The organism is Bradyrhizobium sp. SZCCHNR1053, assembly GCF_032381235.1.
Lineage (GTDB): Bacteria > Pseudomonadota > Alphaproteobacteria > Rhizobiales > Xanthobacteraceae > Bradyrhizobium.
This window is the reverse complement of sequence record NZ_JAUHJM010000023.1, coordinates 1-17,705: the sequence shown is the minus strand read 5'-3', so window position 1 is coordinate 17,705 and position 17,705 is coordinate 1. Positions and strand designations below refer to the sequence as shown.

The 17,705-nt window shown below is 65.1% G+C and carries 14 protein-coding genes; 8 read left to right on the top strand and 6 right to left on the bottom strand.

Translation table 11 applies throughout. The features are described from left to right. Positions 1–153: 153 nt before the first annotated feature. The gene (locus QX051_RS29305) at positions 154–1,071 is read right to left on the bottom strand and encodes a response regulator transcription factor (protein WP_315778498.1); all 918 of its coding nucleotides are present in this window, start codon (positions 1,069–1,071) and stop codon (positions 154–156) included. Next, positions 1,061–4,435, bottom strand: a complete 3,375-nt coding sequence (locus QX051_RS29300; RefSeq protein WP_315778497.1) for an ATP-binding protein — start codon at positions 4,433–4,435, stop codon at positions 1,061–1,063. The genes QX051_RS29305 and QX051_RS29300 overlap by 11 nt, the downstream gene beginning before the upstream one ends. A 197-nt stretch (positions 4,436–4,632) precedes the next feature. On the opposite strand from QX051_RS29300, the gene urtA reads away from it, so the two are divergent. The 7 genes from urtA to QX051_RS29265 all read left to right on the top strand — a co-directional run bounded on the left by urtA (position 4,633) and on the right by QX051_RS29265 (position 11,487). Next, a complete protein-coding gene (gene urtA / locus QX051_RS29295) occupies positions 4,633–5,895 on the top strand; it encodes an urea ABC transporter substrate-binding protein (RefSeq protein WP_315740604.1) in 1,263 nt (420 codons plus the stop codon). A 131-nt stretch (positions 5,896–6,026) separates the two neighbouring features. Continuing rightward, positions 6,027–6,953 (top strand): urea ABC transporter permease subunit UrtB, encoded by a 927-nt coding sequence (gene urtB, locus QX051_RS29290; protein ID WP_315778496.1) that lies wholly within the window; start codon positions 6,027–6,029, stop codon positions 6,951–6,953. 34 nt (positions 6,954–6,987) lie between these two features. Then, on the top strand, positions 6,988–8,127 hold the full coding sequence (urtC, locus tag QX051_RS29285) for an urea ABC transporter permease subunit UrtC (RefSeq protein WP_315778495.1): 1,140 nt from the start codon (positions 6,988–6,990) through the stop codon (positions 8,125–8,127). 10 nt (positions 8,128–8,137) lie between these two features. After that, positions 8,138–8,893 carry an urea ABC transporter ATP-binding protein UrtD gene (urtD, locus tag QX051_RS29280; protein ID WP_315759547.1) on the top strand — a complete coding sequence of 252 codons (756 nt, stop codon included), beginning with the start codon at positions 8,138–8,140 and terminating at the stop codon, positions 8,891–8,893. 200 nt (positions 8,894–9,093) lie between these two features. Then, the gene (urtE, locus tag QX051_RS29275; RefSeq protein ID WP_315778494.1) at positions 9,094–9,783 is read left to right on the top strand and encodes an urea ABC transporter ATP-binding subunit UrtE; all 690 of its coding nucleotides are present in this window, start codon (positions 9,094–9,096) and stop codon (positions 9,781–9,783) included. Positions 9,784–9,819: 36 nt separating this feature from the next. Further along, on the top strand, positions 9,820–11,049 hold the full coding sequence (gene fmdA, locus QX051_RS29270; protein ID WP_315778493.1) for a formamidase: 1,230 nt from the start codon (positions 9,820–9,822) through the stop codon (positions 11,047–11,049). A 96-nt stretch (positions 11,050–11,145) separates the two neighbouring features. After that, positions 11,146–11,487, top strand: coding sequence for a zinc ribbon domain-containing protein (locus tag QX051_RS29265; protein ID WP_315778492.1), 342 nt, complete (start codon positions 11,146–11,148; stop codon positions 11,485–11,487). Positions 11,488–11,516: 29 nt separating this feature from the next. On the opposite strand, the gene QX051_RS29260 is transcribed toward QX051_RS29265, so the two are convergent. From QX051_RS29260 to QX051_RS29245, 4 genes are all read right to left on the bottom strand, one after another. Further along, on the bottom strand, positions 11,517–12,341 hold the full coding sequence (locus QX051_RS29260; protein ID WP_315774212.1) for an MlaD family protein: 825 nt from the start codon (positions 12,339–12,341) through the stop codon (positions 11,517–11,519). A gap of 57 nt (positions 12,342–12,398) precedes the next feature. Continuing rightward, positions 12,399–13,115: a DUF1614 domain-containing protein gene (locus QX051_RS29255; RefSeq protein WP_315774210.1), complete on the bottom strand. Its 717-nt coding sequence runs from the start codon at positions 13,113–13,115 to the stop codon at positions 12,399–12,401. 114 nt (positions 13,116–13,229) lie between these two features. Then, positions 13,230–13,799, bottom strand: coding sequence for a class GN sortase (locus QX051_RS29250; RefSeq protein WP_315778491.1), 570 nt, complete (start codon positions 13,797–13,799; stop codon positions 13,230–13,232). A 109-nt stretch (positions 13,800–13,908) separates the two neighbouring features. Next, positions 13,909–16,176 (bottom strand): marine proteobacterial sortase target protein, encoded by a 2,268-nt coding sequence (locus QX051_RS29245; protein WP_315778490.1) that lies wholly within the window; start codon positions 16,174–16,176, stop codon positions 13,909–13,911. Between the two features lie 200 nt (positions 16,177–16,376). On the opposite strand from QX051_RS29245, the gene QX051_RS29240 reads away from it, so the two are divergent. After that, positions 16,377–17,150 carry a helix-turn-helix transcriptional regulator gene (locus QX051_RS29240; RefSeq protein ID WP_315778489.1) on the top strand — a complete coding sequence of 258 codons (774 nt, stop codon included), beginning with the start codon at positions 16,377–16,379 and terminating at the stop codon, positions 17,148–17,150. Positions 17,151–17,705: the final 555 nt, after the last annotated feature.

Here is a 17,705-nt window from a genome sequence, read left to right as displayed (position 1 = left end):
GGATCCATAGGTGTGCTGGGCACAACGTCAACTTTCGCCCTGCCTCAAGCGACATCACGCGGTATGGGTCCCGGGTCGGCGCCCGCCGGCGCTTCGCGCCGCAGGGCTTGCCCGGGACGACAGTGATGGTTGGGGCCCGCTGGTCGGCTCGCCTCAACCCTCCCGCCGCGCCACACCGGTCGCGACAGCCGCGGCGGCGGTGCGGTTCTCGACGCCGAGCTTGGCGTAGATCTGCTCGAGGTGCTTGTCGACCGTGCGCGGACTCAGTCCCAGGATCTGCGCGATGTCGCGGTTGGTCTTGCCCTTGGAGAGCCAGGACAGCACCTCGCCCTCGCGCGTGGTGAGACCAAACGCGCTGGAGAACTGCTTGGGCAGCTCACCGGAGGACTCCTTGGCGAGCCGCAGCAGGAACTCGTTGGATCCGGCTCCGCCCATGTAGTAGAGGCGCAGTTCGGGATGATCCGGGATCGAAGCGGCGGCCTTCGCACCGCCCTTGCCGTTCTGCGCCTGATCCAGCCACAGCCGCAGCGCCTCCGGCAGCACGAGGTCGTCGGCGGTGCCAAGACTGTCCGACAGCAGCTTCTGCGCCTGCGGCGTTGCCCACATCAGCCGTCCCTCACGGTTGACGGCAAGCAGGAAGCGACCGGAGACGTCGAGCGCGGCGCGCGCGCTCTGCGTCATCCGGGCGTTGGCGAGATGCACGCGGATGCGCGCCAGCATCTCCGAGACGGCGATCGGCTTGGTGACGTAGTCGACTCCGCCGGCCTCCAGTCCCTGCACGATGTGCTCGGTGTCGGCGAGCCCGGTCATGAAGATCACGGGGACGTTGGAGAGGCCTGTCTCGCGCTTGAGCTTGCGGCAGGTCTCGAAGCCGTCCATGCCGGGCATGACCGCATCGAGCAGGATGATGTCCGGCGTGATCTGGTCGATAATGCGCATGGCCGCGGCGCCATCGAGCGCAACCATGACGGTCATGCCGGCCCCATCCAGCGCGTCAGTGAGCAGCCGAAGCGTCTCCGGCGAGTCGTCGACGACAAGCGCGACGTCGCGCTTCTTGCTGTCAATGCTCATAGGCGTGCAAGGTCTTCAGAGTTGCCATGTACTGATCGAGATCGAAGCGGTCGATGAGCGTGCGCATCTGGGCGACGAAGTCGGCATGCTCGGGATGCGCGTTGCGGATCTCGTCGAGCTTGAGCTGAATGGCCCTGATGTAACCGATCTGGCCGAGGCTCATCAGCTCTTCGACATATTTGAGCGGCGGCCGGGATCCTGTGTCCGGCCGCCAGCGTGGCGGGGCCACGGGCGTGTCGGTCTGGTAGCTCCATTCGAGCTTCAGCAACTGACGTATTGCCTCCAGCAGCCTTGGGATGTCGATCGGCTTCATCAGGTAGCTGTCGTGAAAGGGTTGCGCCAACGGCCGCCCATGAGCTTCGAGCGCGCTCGCAGATGTCATCAGGATCCGGGCCTGGTGATGACCGCTGTTGCGCAAGGTCTCGGCCACTGTCCAGCCGTCCATGCCGGGCATCGAGATGTCCAGAATGAACAGATCCGGCTGGCAGTGTTGTGCGAGCGCGAGGCAGGCGGGACCGTCGGGCGCGCTCAGCAGGATGAAGCCGAGCGGCGTCAGTACTTCGCGCAGGAGGTCGCGATGCACAGGATCATCGTCAGTGATGAGGATCGTCCTGCGCGGCCCGAGATAGCCGGCCACCGGTGCCTTCACCGGCGCATGCCGCGTCGGGTTTGTCACCTCGGACAGCAGGATCTTGACCTTGAAGGTGCTGCCGGCGCCGACGCTGCTCTCGACCTTGATGTCGCCGCCCATGACACCGGCGAGCAGACGGCTGATCGTCAGGCCCAGTCCCGTGCCGGTCTGCGGCTGCGCGGCCCCGAGCGCGCCACGCTCGAACGGCGCGAAGATTCGCTCCAGATCGTCAGGCTGGATGCCGGGACCCGTGTCGACCACCTCGAACTCGGCCACCGGGCTCCGATAGTGCACGGCGAACTGGACGCTGCCTTCCCCGGTGAATTTGATGGCATTCGACAGCAGGTTGATCAGGATCTGGCGCAGCCGCTTCTCGTCGGCATAGACGACCAGCGGCAGGACCGCCGGCCGCTTGAATACGAAGTCGACGCCCTTCGCCGCGGCCTGCAATCGGAACATGCCCACGAGCTGATCCAGGAATTCGCTGAGACGGACCTCGTCGCGCGACAGATACAGCCGCCCGGCTTCGATCTTGGAGATATCGAGAATTCCGTCGATCAGGCCGGACAGATGATCGGCGCTGCGGCGGACGACGCGAACCTGGTCCCGCGGCTTCGGTGCGAGGCTCGTGTCCTGCTCGAGCAGTTGCGCATAGCCGGAGATCGCGTTCAGCGGCGAGCGCAGCTCATGGCTGAGGCCGACCACATAGCGGCTCTTGGCGAGATTGGCTGATTCCGCAACTTCCTTGGCGCGCTGCAACTCTGCATCGGTGCGCTTGTGCGCCTCGATCTCCTGAATCAACAGCTGGGTCTGCCGCCGCGTCTCGTCTTCGGCCGCACGGCGGCTCTGCTGGGCCAGCACGAACAGCCACGTCACGACACCGATGATGATGGAGAGGGCGAAGAACACCTTCCACAGCACATCGGAGATGATGCCCTTGAAGCCCGGCAGCGCCGCCGACGTCTCCAGATAGATCATGCCGAGCGTCAGCGCGACGAGCCCGGCCGATGTCAGAAATACACCGACATAATGACCGAGCTGCGAGTTGAACTTGGCCAGCAACGACTCTGGCAGCATGCCGCTGAGCGCCGCTGCGACCTGAGCATGGGCCCGCGCGTGCGGCTTGCACAGATCGTGGCAGCGCGCATCGAGCGAGCAGCACAGCGAGCAGATCGGACCGGCATAGGCCGGGCAGGAGGCGGTATCCTCCGGTTCGAAGTGATGCTCACAGATGCAGCATTGGATCTGCTCGATGTTCTGCCAGCTCCGCTTTGGCTTGCGCGCCAGATAGTATTTGCCGTCGGTCAGATAGGCGATCGCAGGCGCGGTGACGAGCGCGACGCCGAGCGCGACGAAGGTCGACAGCGCCTTTCCGGTCGGCCCGAACAGGCCATAGAAGGCGCTGATCGAGACGATCGTCGCGATCGTCATCGCGCCGACCCCGACCGGGTTGATGTCGTAGAGATGGGCGCGCTTGAACTCCATCTGCGGCGGGCGCAGGCCCAGCGGCTTGTTGATCACGAGGTCGGCCACCAGCGCGCCCACCCAGGAGATCGCGATGTTGGAGTACAGCGCCAGCGTCTGCTCCAGCGCCTTGTAGACGCCGATCTCCATCAGCAGCAGCGCGACGACGACGTTGAACACGAGCCAAACCACGCGGCCGGGGTGGCTGTGCGTCAGGCGCGAGAAGAAGTTCGACCAGGCGATCGAGCCGGCATAGGCGTTGGTGACGTTGATCTTGATCTGGGAGACGATCACGAAGGTGCCGGTCAACGCAAGCGCCAAATCCGGCCGGGCCAACACGTAGCGGAACGCCTCCAGATACATGTGCGCCGGTTCGGCGGCGTGGTCGGCGGAGACGCCGTGGCTCAGCGCGAAGAAGGCGAGGAACGAGCCTGCCAGCAGCTTCAGTGCCCCGAGCACGATCCAGCCGGGGCCAGCCGACAACAACGCGATCCACCACGACCGTTTGGACGTGCGGCGGTCACGCGGCAGGAAGCGCAGGAAGTCGACCTGCTCGCCGATTTGGGCGACCAGCGAGAACACGACCGCCGCGGCGGTCCCGAACAGCGCCAGATCGAGATGGCCCATGGGATCGCCGTGCTCGCCGGGAAACTGCTGCCATTCGACGAAGGAGTGCGGGCTGGCATAGGCGATCGCGGCAAAGGGGAGGATGTGCAGCACGACCCATAGCGGTTGCGTCCATAGCTGGAAGCGACTGATCAGGGTGATGCCATAGGTGACGAGCGGGATGATGACGACGGCGCTGATGAGATAGCCGATCGGCCGGGGAATGCCGAAGCACATCTCCAGCGCCGAAGCCAGGATGACCGCCTCGATGGCGAAGAAGATGAAGGTGAACGACGCGTAGATCAGCGAGGTGATGGTCGAGCCGATATAACCGAAGCCGGCGCCGCGGGTCAGCAGGTCGATGTCGATGCCGCATTTGGCCGCATGATAGGCAATAGGCAGGCCGCAGCAGAAGATGATCACGCTGGCGACCAGGATCGCGGCGGTCGCGTTGGTGACGCCATAGTTCAAGGTGATGGTGCCGCCGATCGCCTCAAGTGCGAGGAACGAGATCGCGCCCAGCGCCGTGTTGGCGACGCGGGCGGCGGACCAGCGCCGCGCGCTCTTGGCCGTAAAGCGGAGTGCATAGTCCTCCAACGTCTGGTTGGCGACCCACTGGTTGTATTGGCGCCTGACGCGGTCGATCCGCTGCCGCCCTGCCACTCTCGAACTCCTCACGCGAAGCGGTTCGCCCGCACGCCTTGTCCTGCCGCTCGCAAGACCTACGCAGAGCCTACGCAGAGCCTACGTCGCGCTTTTGCGGTGCAGTATACGCAATCTTGCGTATCCGTGCGTTGCACAAAGCGCGCCATCCTTCGTCCGACCCAACGCGTGTCCTCGAACCAATGAATGGGGTGCTCATGTCAGACGAAACCAAAAAGGGCCTGAAGTCGCCACTTCGGCGCCAATTGCTGATGGGAATGGCCGCAATCCCGGCGCTCGCCATGATGCCGCGGCCGTCCTTCGGCGCCGGCCCTGCAACCTCTGCAGTCAACACCACCGGCCTTGCAGTCACGGATAGCGAAGTCACCGTCGGTATTCTGCATTCGGTCACCGGCACGATGGCGATCTCGGAGACCGGCTCGGTGCAGGCCGAGAAGCTCGCCATCGAGCAGATCAATGCCGCCGGCGGCGTGCTCGGCCGCAAAATCAAGTATATCCAGGAGGACGGCGCTTCCGACTGGCCGACCTTCGCCGAGAAGGCCAAGAAGCTGCTGGTCAACGACAAATGCGCCGCCGTCATGGGCTGCTGGACCTCGGCCTCGCGCAAAGCGGTGCTGCCGGTGTTCGAGCAGTACAACGGCATGCTGTATTACCCGACCTTCTACGAAGGCCTCGAACAGTCGAAGAACGTCATCTATACCGGCCAGGAGGCGACCCAGCAGATCATCGCCGGCCTCGACTGGGTCAACAAGACCAAGGGCGCGAAGACCTTCTACCTGCTCGGCTCCGACTACATCTGGCCGCGCACCTCGAACAAGATCGCGCGCAAGCACATCGAGGGCCATCTGCAGGGCGCCAAGGTCGTCGGCGAGGAATATTTCCCGCTCGGCCACACCCAGTTCAACTCGGTCATCAACAAGATCAAGCTGACCAAGCCGGACGTGATCTACGCGATCATCGTCGGCGGTTCCAACGTCGCGTTCTACAAGCAGCTGAAGGCGGCCGGCATCGACATGTCGAAGCAGACGCTGCTCACCATCTCCGTGACCGAGGACGAGATCGACGGCATCGGCGGTGAGAACATCGCGGGCGCGTATGCCTGCATGAAATATTTCCAGTCGCTCGACAATCCGAACAACAAGGCTTTCGTCGCCGACTTCAAGAAGATGTGGGGCGAGAAGACCGTGATCGGCGACGTGACGCAGGCGGCGTATCTCGGCCCGTGGCTGTGGAAGCTGACGGTCGAGAAGGCCGGCAGCTTCGACATCGATAAGGTCGCGGCGGCCTCGCCCGGCATCGAGTTCAAGGGCGCGCCGGAAGGCTACGTGCGGATCCACGAGAACCACCATCTCTGGTCCAAGACCCGCGTTGGCCGCGCCAAGGCGGACGGTCAGTACGAGCTGATCTACGAGACTGCCGACCTGGTCGAGCCAGATCCGTTCCCGAAGGGCTATCAGTAAGCCTGCGTCTCTGGCGCGCCGTTGACGGTGCGCTCCCTCCCCCACAAGGGGGGAGGGAACGATCTTGGCCGCGGACACGCTGTGCCGCGCGCCGATCCATTTCCTGCAGGGGCATCACGAGAGGACGGATCATGTTCGGTAACTATTCCATCGGCGACCTCGGGGCCATCTTCGCGATGCAGGGCTTCGCGGGCCTCATCCTGTTTTCGGTCTACGTGCTGATGGCGCTGGGGCTCGCCATCATCTTCGGCCAGATGGGCGTCATCAACATGGCGCATGGTGAGTTCATGATCCTCGGCGCTTACGTCACCTGGATGACGTCGAACGCCTTCCAGCATTTCCTCCCCTCGCTGTTTCCCGGCTACTTCTTCGTCGCGATGATATTCGCCTTCATCGCCTCCGGATCGCTCGGCATGCTGGTCGAATGGGCGATGATACGCCGCCTCTACAAGCGGCCGCTCGATACGCTGCTCGCGACCTGGGGCCTCAGCCTCATCCTGCAGCAGGCCTACCGCTCGGTGTTCGGCGCCCGCGAGGTCGGCGTCGAGCTCCCCGAGTGGATGATGGGCTCCTGGCAGGCGACCGACGCCATCCAGATCCCGATCAACGGCATGTTCGTGATGTGCCTGACCATCCTGATCACGCTCGTGGTGGCCTACGTCCTGTTCCTGTCGCGCTGGGGCAAGCAGGTTCGCGCCGTGGTGCAGAACCGCGTGATGGCCGGCGCCGTCGGCATCAACACCGAGAAGGTCGACCGCTACACCTTCGGCCTCGGCTGCGGCATTGCCGGCGTCGCGGGCTCGGCCTTCACCATGATCGGCTCGACGGGTCCGACGGCCGGACAGCTCTACATCGTCGACACCTTCCTGGTCGTCGTGTTCGGCGGCGCCGCCAGCCTGATCGGCACCATCGCCTCCGCCTTCACCATCTCCCAGGCGCAGTCGACCATGGAGTTCTTCATGTCCGGCTCGATGGCCAAGGTGCTCACGCTGCTTGCGATCGTCGCCATCCTGATGATGCGGCCGCAGGGCCTGTTCGCCCTCAAGGTCCGCAAGTGAGCCAGCTCCGACAGCCCAACAAGAAAGCACGGTCATGATCATCAACTCGCGCTTTTTCAACCGATCAGAACTCATCGGCTTCGTCTCGCTGCTGCTCCTGCTCGTCGTCATCCTGCCCTTGGCGCTCGATGTGTTCCGCCTCAACCTGGTCGCGAAATATCTGACCTACGCCTTCGTTGCGATCGGCCTGGTGCTGTGCTGGGGCTATGGCGGCATCCTGAGCCTCGGCCAGGGCGTGTTCTTCGGCCTCGGCGGCTACTGCATGGCGATGTTCCTGAAGCTGGAGGCCTCCAGCGTCGCCAACACCAAGATCCAGTCGACGCCGGGCATCCCCGACTTCATGGACTGGAATCAGCTGACGCAGCTGCCGTTCTTCTGGAAGCCATTCCAGAGCTTCCCGTTCGCGCTGGCGGCGATCATCCTGGTGCCGGCGATCTTCGCCTTCATCATCGGCGCCGCGATGTTCAAGCGGCGCGTCGGCGGTGTCTACTTCGCGATCATCACCCAGGCGATCGCGGCCATCCTGACCATCCTGATCGTGGGACAGCAGGGTTATACCGGCGGCATCAACGGCATCACCGACCTGCGCACCCTGCACGGCTGGGACATCCGCACCGATCACGCCAAACTCATCCTCTACTTCGTCGAAGTGTTCCTGCTGTTCGTGGCCATCATGGTGGCGCAGTTCATCCGCCTGACCAAGCTCGGCCGCATTCTGGTGGCGATGCGTGAGCAGGAGGACAGGGTCCGCTTCTCCGGCTACAGCGTCGCCAACTTCAAGATCTTTGCCTTCTGCGCTGCCGCGGTGTTCGCCGCGGTCGGCGGTGCCCTGTTCACCTTGGAAGTCGGATTCATGTCGCCGTCCTTCGTCGGCATCGTGCCGTCGATCGAAATGGTGATCTACACCGCGGTCGGCGGCCGGCTGTCGATCTTCGGCGCGGTCTACGGCACGATCCTGGTCAACTTTGCCAAGACCAGTCTGTCGGAAACCTTCCCGCAGCTCTGGCTGTTCGGTCTCGGCGCGCTCTTCATTGCGGTGGTTCTCGCCTTCCCGAACGGCCTCGCCGGCATCTGGGGCGACCATGTGCAGTCGCGCATCGACCGCTTGCTGGCCTCCCGCACCAAGAAATCCGGCAATGGCGGGCTCGTCGCCAACGGCGCCCCCGCAGAGTGAGGAGACAGCGATGCTCATCGGTCACCAGCCCAAGGACTTCCTGCTCGCGGTCGAAGCGCTCACGGTCTCCTTCGACGGCTTCAAGGCGGTCAACGATCTCTCTTTCTATGTCGAGGAGAACGAGATCCGCGTCATCATCGGCCCGAACGGCGCAGGCAAGACCACGGTGCTCGACCTGATCTGCGGAAAGACCAAGGCGACCTCGGGCTCGATCCAGTTCCGCGGCAAGGAGCTGACGAAGCTGCGCGAGAACGAGATCGTCAAGGCGGGTGTCGGTCGCAAGTTCCAGACGCCGTCGGTGTTCGAGGATCTCAGCGTGTTCGAGAATCTCGAGATATCGTTTCCGCGCGGCCGCACCGTGTTCGGCTCGCTGACCTTCCAGCGCGACGCGGTCGTCAAGGACCGCGTCGAGGAGGTCGCTGAGATGATCTTCCTGAAGGATCGTCTCAAGACCTCGGCGGCCGAGCTCAGCCATGGCCAGAAGCAGTGGCTCGAGATCGGCATGCTGCTGATCCAGAACCCGGACCTCTTGATGCTCGACGAGCCCGTGGCCGGCATGAGCGTCAGCGAGCGCGCCAAGACCGCCGAGCTGCTCAACCGCATCATCAAGGATCGGTCGGTGCTCGTCATCGAGCACGACATGAAGTTCGTCGAGGACATCGCTCACAAGGTCACCGTGCTGCACCAGGGGCAGATCCTCTCCGAAGGCACGATGGAGCGGGTCAAGAACGATCCCAAGGTTGTCGAAGTCTATCTCGGGCATTGAGCGATGATCGCGATCCTGTTCGCTCCGAATGACGTCGCGTTCCCCTCCCCCTTGTGGGGAGGGGTTAGGGGAGGGGGCCCACGGCGGCAGTCTCGCTTGGGGCCACCCCCCTCCCCAACCCTCCCCCACAAGGGGGGAGGGAGCGCTCTGCCGATGTTGCTGCAGCCTCATCCAAGTTCATCACTTTGCAGGAGCCATTGATGCTCGCAATCTCCGATCTCCATGTCGCCTACGGCCAGAGCGAGGTGCTGCATGGCCTGAACGTCAAGGTCGCGCCCAACGAGATCGTTGCGATCATGGGCCGCAACGGCATGGGCAAGACCACGCTGATGAAGTCGCTGATGGGCATCCTGCCGTCCAAGAGCGGCTCCATCGATATGAACGGCACCGAGCTGTCCGGCCTCAAGAGCTATGAGCGCGTCGCCAAGGGTCTCGCTTACGTGCCGCAGGGCCGCATGATCTTCTCCACCATGACGGTGAAGGAGAACATCGAGACCGGCCTCGTGGTCTCGGGTGAATCCGAGGTGCCCGCCGACATCTACGAGCTGTTTCCGGTGCTGCTGGAGATGAAGGGCCGCCGCGGCGGCAATCTCTCCGGCGGCCAGCAGCAGCAGCTCGCGATTGCCCGTGCGCTCGCGACCAAGCCGAAGGTGCTGCTGCTCGACGAGCCGACCGAGGGCATCCAGCCGTCGATCATCAAGGACATGGCGCGCACCCTGAAGCGCATCCGCGACGAGAAGGGGCTGTCGATCGTCGTCTCCGAGCAGGTGCTGAGCTTCGCGCTCGATATCGCCGACCGCGTGCTGGTGATCGAGAACGGCGAAATCGTCCGCGACGATCCGCGCGATCAGGTCGATGCCGCACAGGTCTCGAAATATCTGTCCGTCTAACCACTCCGTCCAAGCAAGGAAAATGGGGAGCTTCTGATGCCAGACACATTGATCAAGGTCGATCTGACCAAGTCGGCCTACGAGAACGACAAGGTCCATAACCGCTGGCACCCGGACATTCCGATGGTGGAGTGGGTCAACCCGGGTGACGACTTCATCATCGAGACCTATGACTGGACCGGCGGCTTCATCAAGAACAACGACTCCGCCGATGACGTGCGCGACATCGACCTGTCGATCGTGCATTTCCTGTCCGGCCCGATCGGCGTCAAGGGCGCCGAGCCGGGCGACCTCCTGGTCGTCGACCTGCTCGACGTCGGTCCGTTGAAGGAGAGCCTGTGGGGCTTCAACGGCTTCTTCTCCAAGCAGAACGGCGGCGGCTTCCTGACCGATCACTTCCCGCTGGCGCAGAAGTCGATCTGGGACATCAAGGGCCTCTACACCTCGTCGCGTCACGTGCCGGGCGTGAACTTCGCCGGCCTGATCCATCCCGGCCTGATCGGCTGTCTGCCCGATCCGAAGCTGCTCGCGACCTGGAACGAGCGCGAGACCGCGCTGATCGCCACCAACCCGACCCGCGTGCCCGGTCTCGCCAACCCGCCGTTCGCGCCGACCGCGCATGCCGGACAGGCCAAGGGCGACGCCAAGGCCAAGATCGGTGCCGAGGGCGCCCGCACCGTGCCGCCGCGCGAGCATGGCGGCAATTGCGACATCAAGGACCTGTCGCGCGGCTCGAAGATCTACTTCCCGGTCTACGTGCCCGGCGGCGGCCTCTCGATGGGCGATCTGCATTTCAGCCAGGGCGACGGCGAGATCACCTTCTGCGGCGCCATCGAGATGGCCGGCTGGCTGCACATCAAGGTCGACATCATCAAGGACGGCGTGGCGAAGTACGGGATCAAGAATCCGATCTTCAAGCCGTCGCCGATCACGCCGAACTATCGCGACTACCTGATCTTCGAGGGCATCTCGGTCGACGAGGCCGGCAAGCAGCACTATCTCGACGTCCACATCGCCTATCGCCAGGCCTGCCTCAACGCCATCGAGTATCTGAAGAAGTTCGGCTACTCCGGCGCCCAGGCCTATTCGATCCTCGGCACCGCGCCGGTGCAGGGCCACATCTCCGGCGTGGTCGACGTGCCCAACGCCTGCGCCACTCTGTGGCTGCCGACCGAGATCTTCGACTTCGACGTGATGCCGTCGTCGGCGGGGCCGATCAAGCACATCACGGGCGATATCCAGATGCCGATCTCGCCGGACAAATAGCGGTCTCCCTGCGCGATGGGTGCGGGACGGCAGTGGTTTCGCCGCCCCGCATCCGCCGCGTGAGATGGAGATGATTGTTGCGCAGGAGACGAGACGATGCCGGTCTATGAATATCTCTGTGATACATGCGGACCATTCACCGACATGCGCCCGATGGCTGAATGTGATGAGCCGCAGGTCTGTCCGCAATGCCAGGACATGGCGCCGCGCGTGATCCTCACCGCACCCGCCTTCGCCTGCATGCCCGCGGAGCGGCGAACGGCGCATGCCACCAATGAGCGCAGCCGCCACGCGCCGCAGACGGTCGCGGAATACAAGGCGAAGCACGGGCCGGGCTGCGGCTGCTGCTCGCCGAAGAAGTCGCCGCGGTTGATGACCAAGACCAGGAGCGGCGCCAAGGGCTTTCCGACGGCGCGGCCGTGGATGATCAGCCACTGAACGCGAGGGGCGGCGCGATCCGCCGTCCCTCAGCGTGACGCCGGCACGCGGCGCGGACCCGGACCCGTCGGCTGGCCGCCGAACTTGACAGTCATCGCATTGGCGCCGTCGCTGATGTCGAGCAGCGTCTTGCGGCTCTCGTCGATCACCTTGGCCGATTTGCGCTTGAAGCTGTCGACGAGCTCGCGCATCGACTTGATCTGATCGAACAGCTGTCCGGGATTGCCGTCCGCGAAGCCGGGAATGGCGCCGTCGATCCTGGTCACGAGCGTGTCGAAGCCCTTGAACACGTCCTCGGCCTTGTCGATCGCGGCGTCGATCGCTGCGGTCTTCTCCTGCAGCGACGCCGTCTCGGACTCGAAGGTCTGCAGCGCCTCCTTGATGGCCGGTGCATTGCTGACGATGAATTTGTCGACGTTGTGCACCGTCTCGACCATCGTCTCCTGGTCCTTGAGGTCGGCCGTCAGCACCGGCACCCCGTCGCGATCGAACGGCACCGGCGGCGCCGTCGGCGCGCCGCCGACCAGCGAGATCGCGGCGATGCCGGTCAGGCCCTGAAATTCGATGCCGGCCGTGGTGTCCTTGCGGATCGGCGCCGAATTGTCGAGCGTGATCATGGCAACGATCTTGCGCGGGCTTTCGAGGTTGATCGAGAGGATCTGCCCGGCCTGCACGCCGTCGAAATTCACCGGGCCGCCCTTGCGCAGGCCCGCCGCCGAGCCGCCGTCGAACACGACGCGCATGACGCTGCGCTGTTGGGCGATCCGCGCCTTCTGCTTGATCAGGACGCCGCTGATCCCGGCCGCAACGGCCGCGATCGTCAGGGTTCCGACGATGAGATTGATCGCGCGCATTCCGTGTCCGTCGCTGCCTCTGCTCGATTTTAGCCGTTAAGTCTCCCGGTTGGAAGCTCAGCGCGCGAGCCCGGGCCGGGACGGGGCGGCGAGGCCCGCGAGCAGCACCGCGAGAATCCCGGTCAGGAAGATACCATCGAAGGTTCCGGCGCCGCCGATCGAGGCCACGGGCGCGCCGAGGCTGCCGATCTTGTCGAGGTTCATCAGGTCGGCGCCGACCAGCGTCCCCATCGAGCCGCCGATATAGGCCAGCGGCGCGGCATATTCGCGCGACAGCAGGAACGCCAGGATCGCGGTCACGACGACCGGCGCGAACACCGGCACGGCGATGCCGACGCCCTGCACCGGCGTCGCCATCGCGTGGATGATCACCGCGATCACCAGCACCGCGATCGCGGCGCGCAGCCAGAGCTGGTAGCGCAACACGAGATAGGTCGACATGATCGTCGGGATCACGGCGCCGCCGACATTTACGGCGAGGAGGGTGCCGGGCCATTGATGCACCAGCGGCACGACATACTGCATGCCGAAGAAGTCGATGATCTCGCCGGAGCGCGCGACCTGTCCGGGCAGCATGGTGATCGGAATGTTGAAATAGCTGCCGATCAGCGATCCGAACAGCAGCAGCATCGCGGTGCCCGAGCTGACGCCGAGCTTCATGTAGGCGTAGCGCAGGATGCCGAGCTGGATCAGGACGATCAGGACGCCGAACGCCAGCACCAGGATGGCGAAGAAGGCCGGCGTGATCGGCAGATATTGGACCTGGGAATGCATGTCGAAAGCGTTTGAGATGTGGGCCTTGCCGTCCCCGTAGGATCATTCCACGGGGACGGCAGGGTGACAAATGGGCATTCGTCGCCTGGTTCCCAAGAGCGGCCATGCTCCCGTTCATTTGCCCGCAGCGATCATCGTGGCGTGCAGCACATAGCGCTCCGCCCCCTGTGTCAGGGCATCGAATGGCCAGCAGGTCGACAGCACCAGTTCGGCTCTGTCGGTCCCTGGATCGATGCCCGAGGCATCGAAGCGGACGACATGGGCGGCGTCGGCGCGGTAGCGGAAGGTGTTGCCGTCGCGCCTGACGATGTCGATCTCGTCGCCGATCCTGATGTCGCGCAGGAAGCGGAAATGCGTGTCGCGGTGCGCGGAGTACACCGCGATGCCCGGCTGGCCCGGCTCGGCGCTGCCTTCGACATGGCCGGCGCCGAAGGCGAGCGCCTGGCCGCTGGAGCCGGCCAGCGCGATGGTGGAGACGCCGAGGCGCTTCACCTCGATCCGCGCCACCGGGACCGTGTCGGCCCAGGACCACGGCTTGACCGGATGTCCCGTCGCGATGGTCCTAGTGAAGGCGCGGTCGAGCAGTACTTGTGCGACGATCGCCTTGGCGTGGATGAGAGCGCCGTGACCGAACAGGGCGAGGCCGACCAGGGCGATCGCGAGCGGGATGAGGACACGAGGCATGAACTCTCCTTTCGTCATTGCGAGGAGCGAAGCGACGAAGCAATCCAGAGTCGCGCACCCGGCCCTGGATTGCTTCGTCACCTTCGGCTCCTCGCAATGACGCCGTTAGTTAGTTGGCAGCCCGCCGCCGAAGGGCAGCGAGCCAGATCAGTTCGAGCATCAGGATCCCCAGCCCGAGCAGCATGCTGAGCTCGGCATCGGTTGCCGTCTTCGGCAGCGTGATCGTGGCGGGCGCCGCCGGCACCACCGGCCGCTTCAGCGCGGCGAGCTGGATGTCGCCGTCGGCTTCGGCGCGGTGGTCCTTCCGCATCGCCGGCATCCCACCGCGCTCGCCGAACACCTTCTCATAGTCCCAGCCCGCCGGCAGGTTGATCGGCAGCTCGGCGAGCCTCAGCGGCTCGCCATCGGTCCGCCGCGGCGTCTTGTCGACGGCGACGAGGCTGGTCAGGCGCGTCACCAGCTGATGCTCCAGCGCGAGCTTCAGAATCGCGCCGTCGGCTTCCTCTGATGTCATCTGCCGCATCGTCTGTGCCACCTCGGCATCGCCGATCTTGCGCCGGGCCCACAGCTTGGAAAGACCCTTGCCTTCGGCGGCGCCTGACAGCGGCAGCGTGATGGTCCAGGGCTGGTCGCCGATGCGGCCCTTGAGCTGCAGCGATCCAGCGAGACGGTCGATCTTCGCGGCGAGCACCAGCGGCTCGTCGCGATAGACGTCCGGCAGGACCGCGGGCGTGAGATCCGCTGAGGCTTCCGAAAACGTCGCGGCCAGAGCGGTCACGGCCGGGTTCTCAAGCTTGGCGAACAGGCCGCGCATGCGCTCCTCGACCTGCTCGACCGCGCCGATATGGGTGAAGGCGCCGCGGCCAAGCTCTGAGGCGCGCGTCATCAAATAGGTGTTCGGCGCCGAGCCGATGCCGACCATGAAGATGCGCGAGCGGCCGCGCATTGCGGTGATGGTCTCGAATAGCTGCTGCTCGTTGCCGATGGCGCCGTCGGTGAGGAATACCACCTGCCGCACGCGGTCGCTGTCGCTGCCATCATCGGTCAGCGCCGCGCGCATCGCCGGCACCATCTCGGTGCCGCCGCGCGCGTCCAGCGAACTCACGTAGCTGGTGGCGCTGCCGACATGCTCGGCATCGGCCGGCACCGAGGCGGGGAAGAGCACCGTCATGGTGTCGTCGAAGCGGATCACGTTGAAGCGATCGTTCGGCTGCAGCCGTCCCAGAGCATAGAGCAGGCTGGCCTTGGCCTGGCGGATCGAGGTGCCGCCCATCGATCCGGAATTGTCGATCACGAAGATGACGTCGCGCGGCTGCGGCCGCTGCGCCGGCGCTGCCACGGCAGGCGGCGTGACGAAGGCGAGCAGATAATCGGCATCGCCGACCTGCTCGTGGAACAGTCCGACCGTAGGCATCGCCGTCGTGGCCGGCTTCCAGGTCAGCTCGAAATCGCGATCGGCCGGCACCACGCCCTTCGCCAGGGTCACGACCCGCGTGTTCGCATCGGGGCTGTCGATGGTCACCTGGTGATGATGGCTCTTGACCTCGCCGAGTGCGAAGCCGGCCTGCAGCCGCACCGTGATCTTGGTCGGGTTGACCGGATCACTCTTGGCGGGGTCGAGCACCTCCGGCGAGATGCGGTCGCGATCAGGCACGGGATCGCTGCTCGCCGCGCCCCAGCCGTTGCTATCAGGGCGTAAATCGACGCTCTGCACGATCGGCGCCGGATTGTAGCGCGGCGCGACCACCAGCGGCACCCGCAGCGAGAATTCGCCGCCACTCTGCGCCACCGGCTGCTGATACTCGATCTGCACCAGCACGGTCTCGCCGGGGCCGATATTGGCGAGCGAGTTGGTGAAGATGTTCGGCCGCTCCTGCTCGGTCAGCGCGGCGCTCTTGCCGTCGCGCTTGGCCTGCTCGTAGATCACCTTGGCCTGTTGGCGCGGCTTGATATCGCCGACCACGACGCGATCGCCGACGATCATCTTCAGCGTGTCCACCGCGCTGTCGGGCGGCAGCGGATAGACATAGATCGCCTCCATCCATTGCGTGCTGGTGTTCTTGAACAGCTGCGTCACGCGCGCCCGCGCGGTCGGGCCGGAGACGACGATGTCGACGTCGATGCCGAGCCGCGGCGCCTCGGCATAGCTGCCGTCGGATTTGAACAGCAGCGCGCCGGAGCGGGCATCGCCCGGCCTGGTCAGCGGCGCCAGCGGCCCTTCGGCGGACCAGCCAGGGGTGACGCTGAGAAACAGCGCCGTGAAGCCGACCAGCAGCACGGCGGCGGCCTGCAGCAGCAGGAATAGCAGCATGGTCACGATCCACGACCGGACCGGATGGGTGCTGCTTCTGATATCGTGGTCGATCGTCTCGCTCATCATTGGCTCCGCAACGAACAATTTCGGCATGCCGACACTGAGCGCAGCGCGCCGGCGCCGCGAGCGGAATGGTCGGTCTTGTTTGGCCGCGGCCCGCCCGCGTCTGTCCGGTGGTGGTCGAGAGCGCGGCTGATCTGTCCGGGTTTGTGCTGATTTGTCCGTCTGCTAGAAGAGGTGGGCGTCACGCGGCAGGGGACAGGATGTCGATACCGGACAACAGCGAGCTTTCCGACGAGCAGAGCCGGCAGGTCGCGGAGACCATCCGCGAGGAGATCGCGCGGCGCCGGATGTCGCGGCAGGCGCTGGCGGAGCAGGCCAGGCTGAGCCTGTCGACCCTGGAGAAGGCGCTCGGCGGCCGCCGCCCGTTCACGCTGGCCACCATCGTCCGGCTGGAGCAGGCGCTCGGGATGTCCCTGCGCAAGGCGCCGAGCGCGCCTCTCGCCGCGCCAGCCACGAGCGGCGGCATCGCGCCGGACAGTCTCGGCTCCTATTCGCGGCGGGCGGTGGAATGGATCGAGGGCACCTACGTCACGCTGCGACCGTCCTTTGGCGACAAGGACGCCATCTATGCGTACCGCACCGACATCGTCTGGGACGATGCGGCGTCGTCGCTGGCGTTTCGCGAGGGCGCGCGGCTCGATGCGGCGTTCACGCAATTCGGCGAGGTCGCCGTGCCCAACCAGTCCGGCTTCGTCTACCTCGTCACCAACCGCCACGGTCAGCACCGCCTGATCACCGTGTCGCGGCCGACCATCACCGGCGAGATGTACGGCATCATCACGACGCTGTTGGCGGGCCGCGGCTCGCTGCTGACGCCGATTGCCGCGCCGATCGCGCTGCTTCCGCTGCGCAATGTGGTGGAGCCGAGCTTCGGCCGGCTCGGCACGGATGATCGACACTATGGGGTGTACCGCGAGCATCTGCGCAAGACGGTCGAGGAGCCGTTCGCGCTGTTCGTGCAGGGCGTGGCGTGAGTTGTTAGGTGTAGGGTGGGCAAAGGCGCGCCCCGGTGCGTGTTGCATGCTGCGCTCCACCGCGCGCCGTGCCCACCATTCGCTCCGAATGCGCCGACGGACGGTGGGCACGCAACCGCCCTGCGGGCGTCCGCTTTGCCCACCCTACGGCAGCTGACTCCGTCGCCGCGTTCGCTAGGACGGTGCGTGTGGGAGACGCGGTGCTCCTACAAATACGCTGTCGTCCCGGCGAACGCCGGGACCCATACCCCCAGGGGAGGGGTTTGAGGCTGGCTGGTCATTGGCATTTTGCCCAACACAACCGCCGCGGAGTATGGGTCCCGGCGTTCGCCGGGACGACAGCGGTGGGTGGGCGGATTCACGGCTCAAACAGCAGAAGGCCTAAACAGCAGAACGGATCGAACAGCAGACGACGGACATGTCGACGCATTCCCGCGGCACATCATGCCCGAGGTCTGCGATCAGTTCGTCCCTCCTCAAATGCAGAGGGCGCAGGGAATGCCGGGTGAAGGCCTCACCCATGGCCCGCCTGCGAAAAAAATGCAGGCGGCAGGT

Coding starts and splice junctions, on each gene's coding strand:
- QX051_RS29250 (WP_315778491.1), bottom strand. CDS start 13,799: ATGCCTCGTGTCCTCATCCCGCTCGCGATCGCCCTGGTCGGCCTCGCC.
- QX051_RS29245 (WP_315778490.1), bottom strand. CDS start 16,176: ATGAGCGAGACGATCGACCACGATATCAGAAGCAGCACCCATCCGGTC.
- QX051_RS29260 (WP_315774212.1), bottom strand. CDS start 12,341: ATGCGCGCGATCAATCTCATCGTCGGAACCCTGACGATCGCGGCCGTT.
- urtC (WP_315778495.1), top strand. CDS start 6,988: ATGATCATCAACTCGCGCTTTTTCAACCGATCAGAACTCATCGGCTTC.
- urtD (WP_315759547.1), top strand. CDS start 8,138: ATGCTCATCGGTCACCAGCCCAAGGACTTCCTGCTCGCGGTCGAAGCG.
- urtA (WP_315740604.1), top strand. CDS start 4,633: ATGTCAGACGAAACCAAAAAGGGCCTGAAGTCGCCACTTCGGCGCCAA.
- QX051_RS29255 (WP_315774210.1), bottom strand. CDS start 13,115: ATGCATTCCCAGGTCCAATATCTGCCGATCACGCCGGCCTTCTTCGCC.
- QX051_RS29265 (WP_315778492.1), top strand. CDS start 11,146: ATGCCGGTCTATGAATATCTCTGTGATACATGCGGACCATTCACCGAC.
- urtB (WP_315778496.1), top strand. CDS start 6,027: ATGTTCGGTAACTATTCCATCGGCGACCTCGGGGCCATCTTCGCGATG.
- fmdA (WP_315778493.1), top strand. CDS start 9,820: ATGCCAGACACATTGATCAAGGTCGATCTGACCAAGTCGGCCTACGAG.
- QX051_RS29240 (WP_315778489.1), top strand. CDS start 16,377: ATGTCGATACCGGACAACAGCGAGCTTTCCGACGAGCAGAGCCGGCAG.
- urtE (WP_315778494.1), top strand. CDS start 9,094: ATGCTCGCAATCTCCGATCTCCATGTCGCCTACGGCCAGAGCGAGGTG.
- QX051_RS29305 (WP_315778498.1), bottom strand. CDS start 1,071: ATGAGCATTGACAGCAAGAAGCGCGACGTCGCGCTTGTCGTCGACGAC.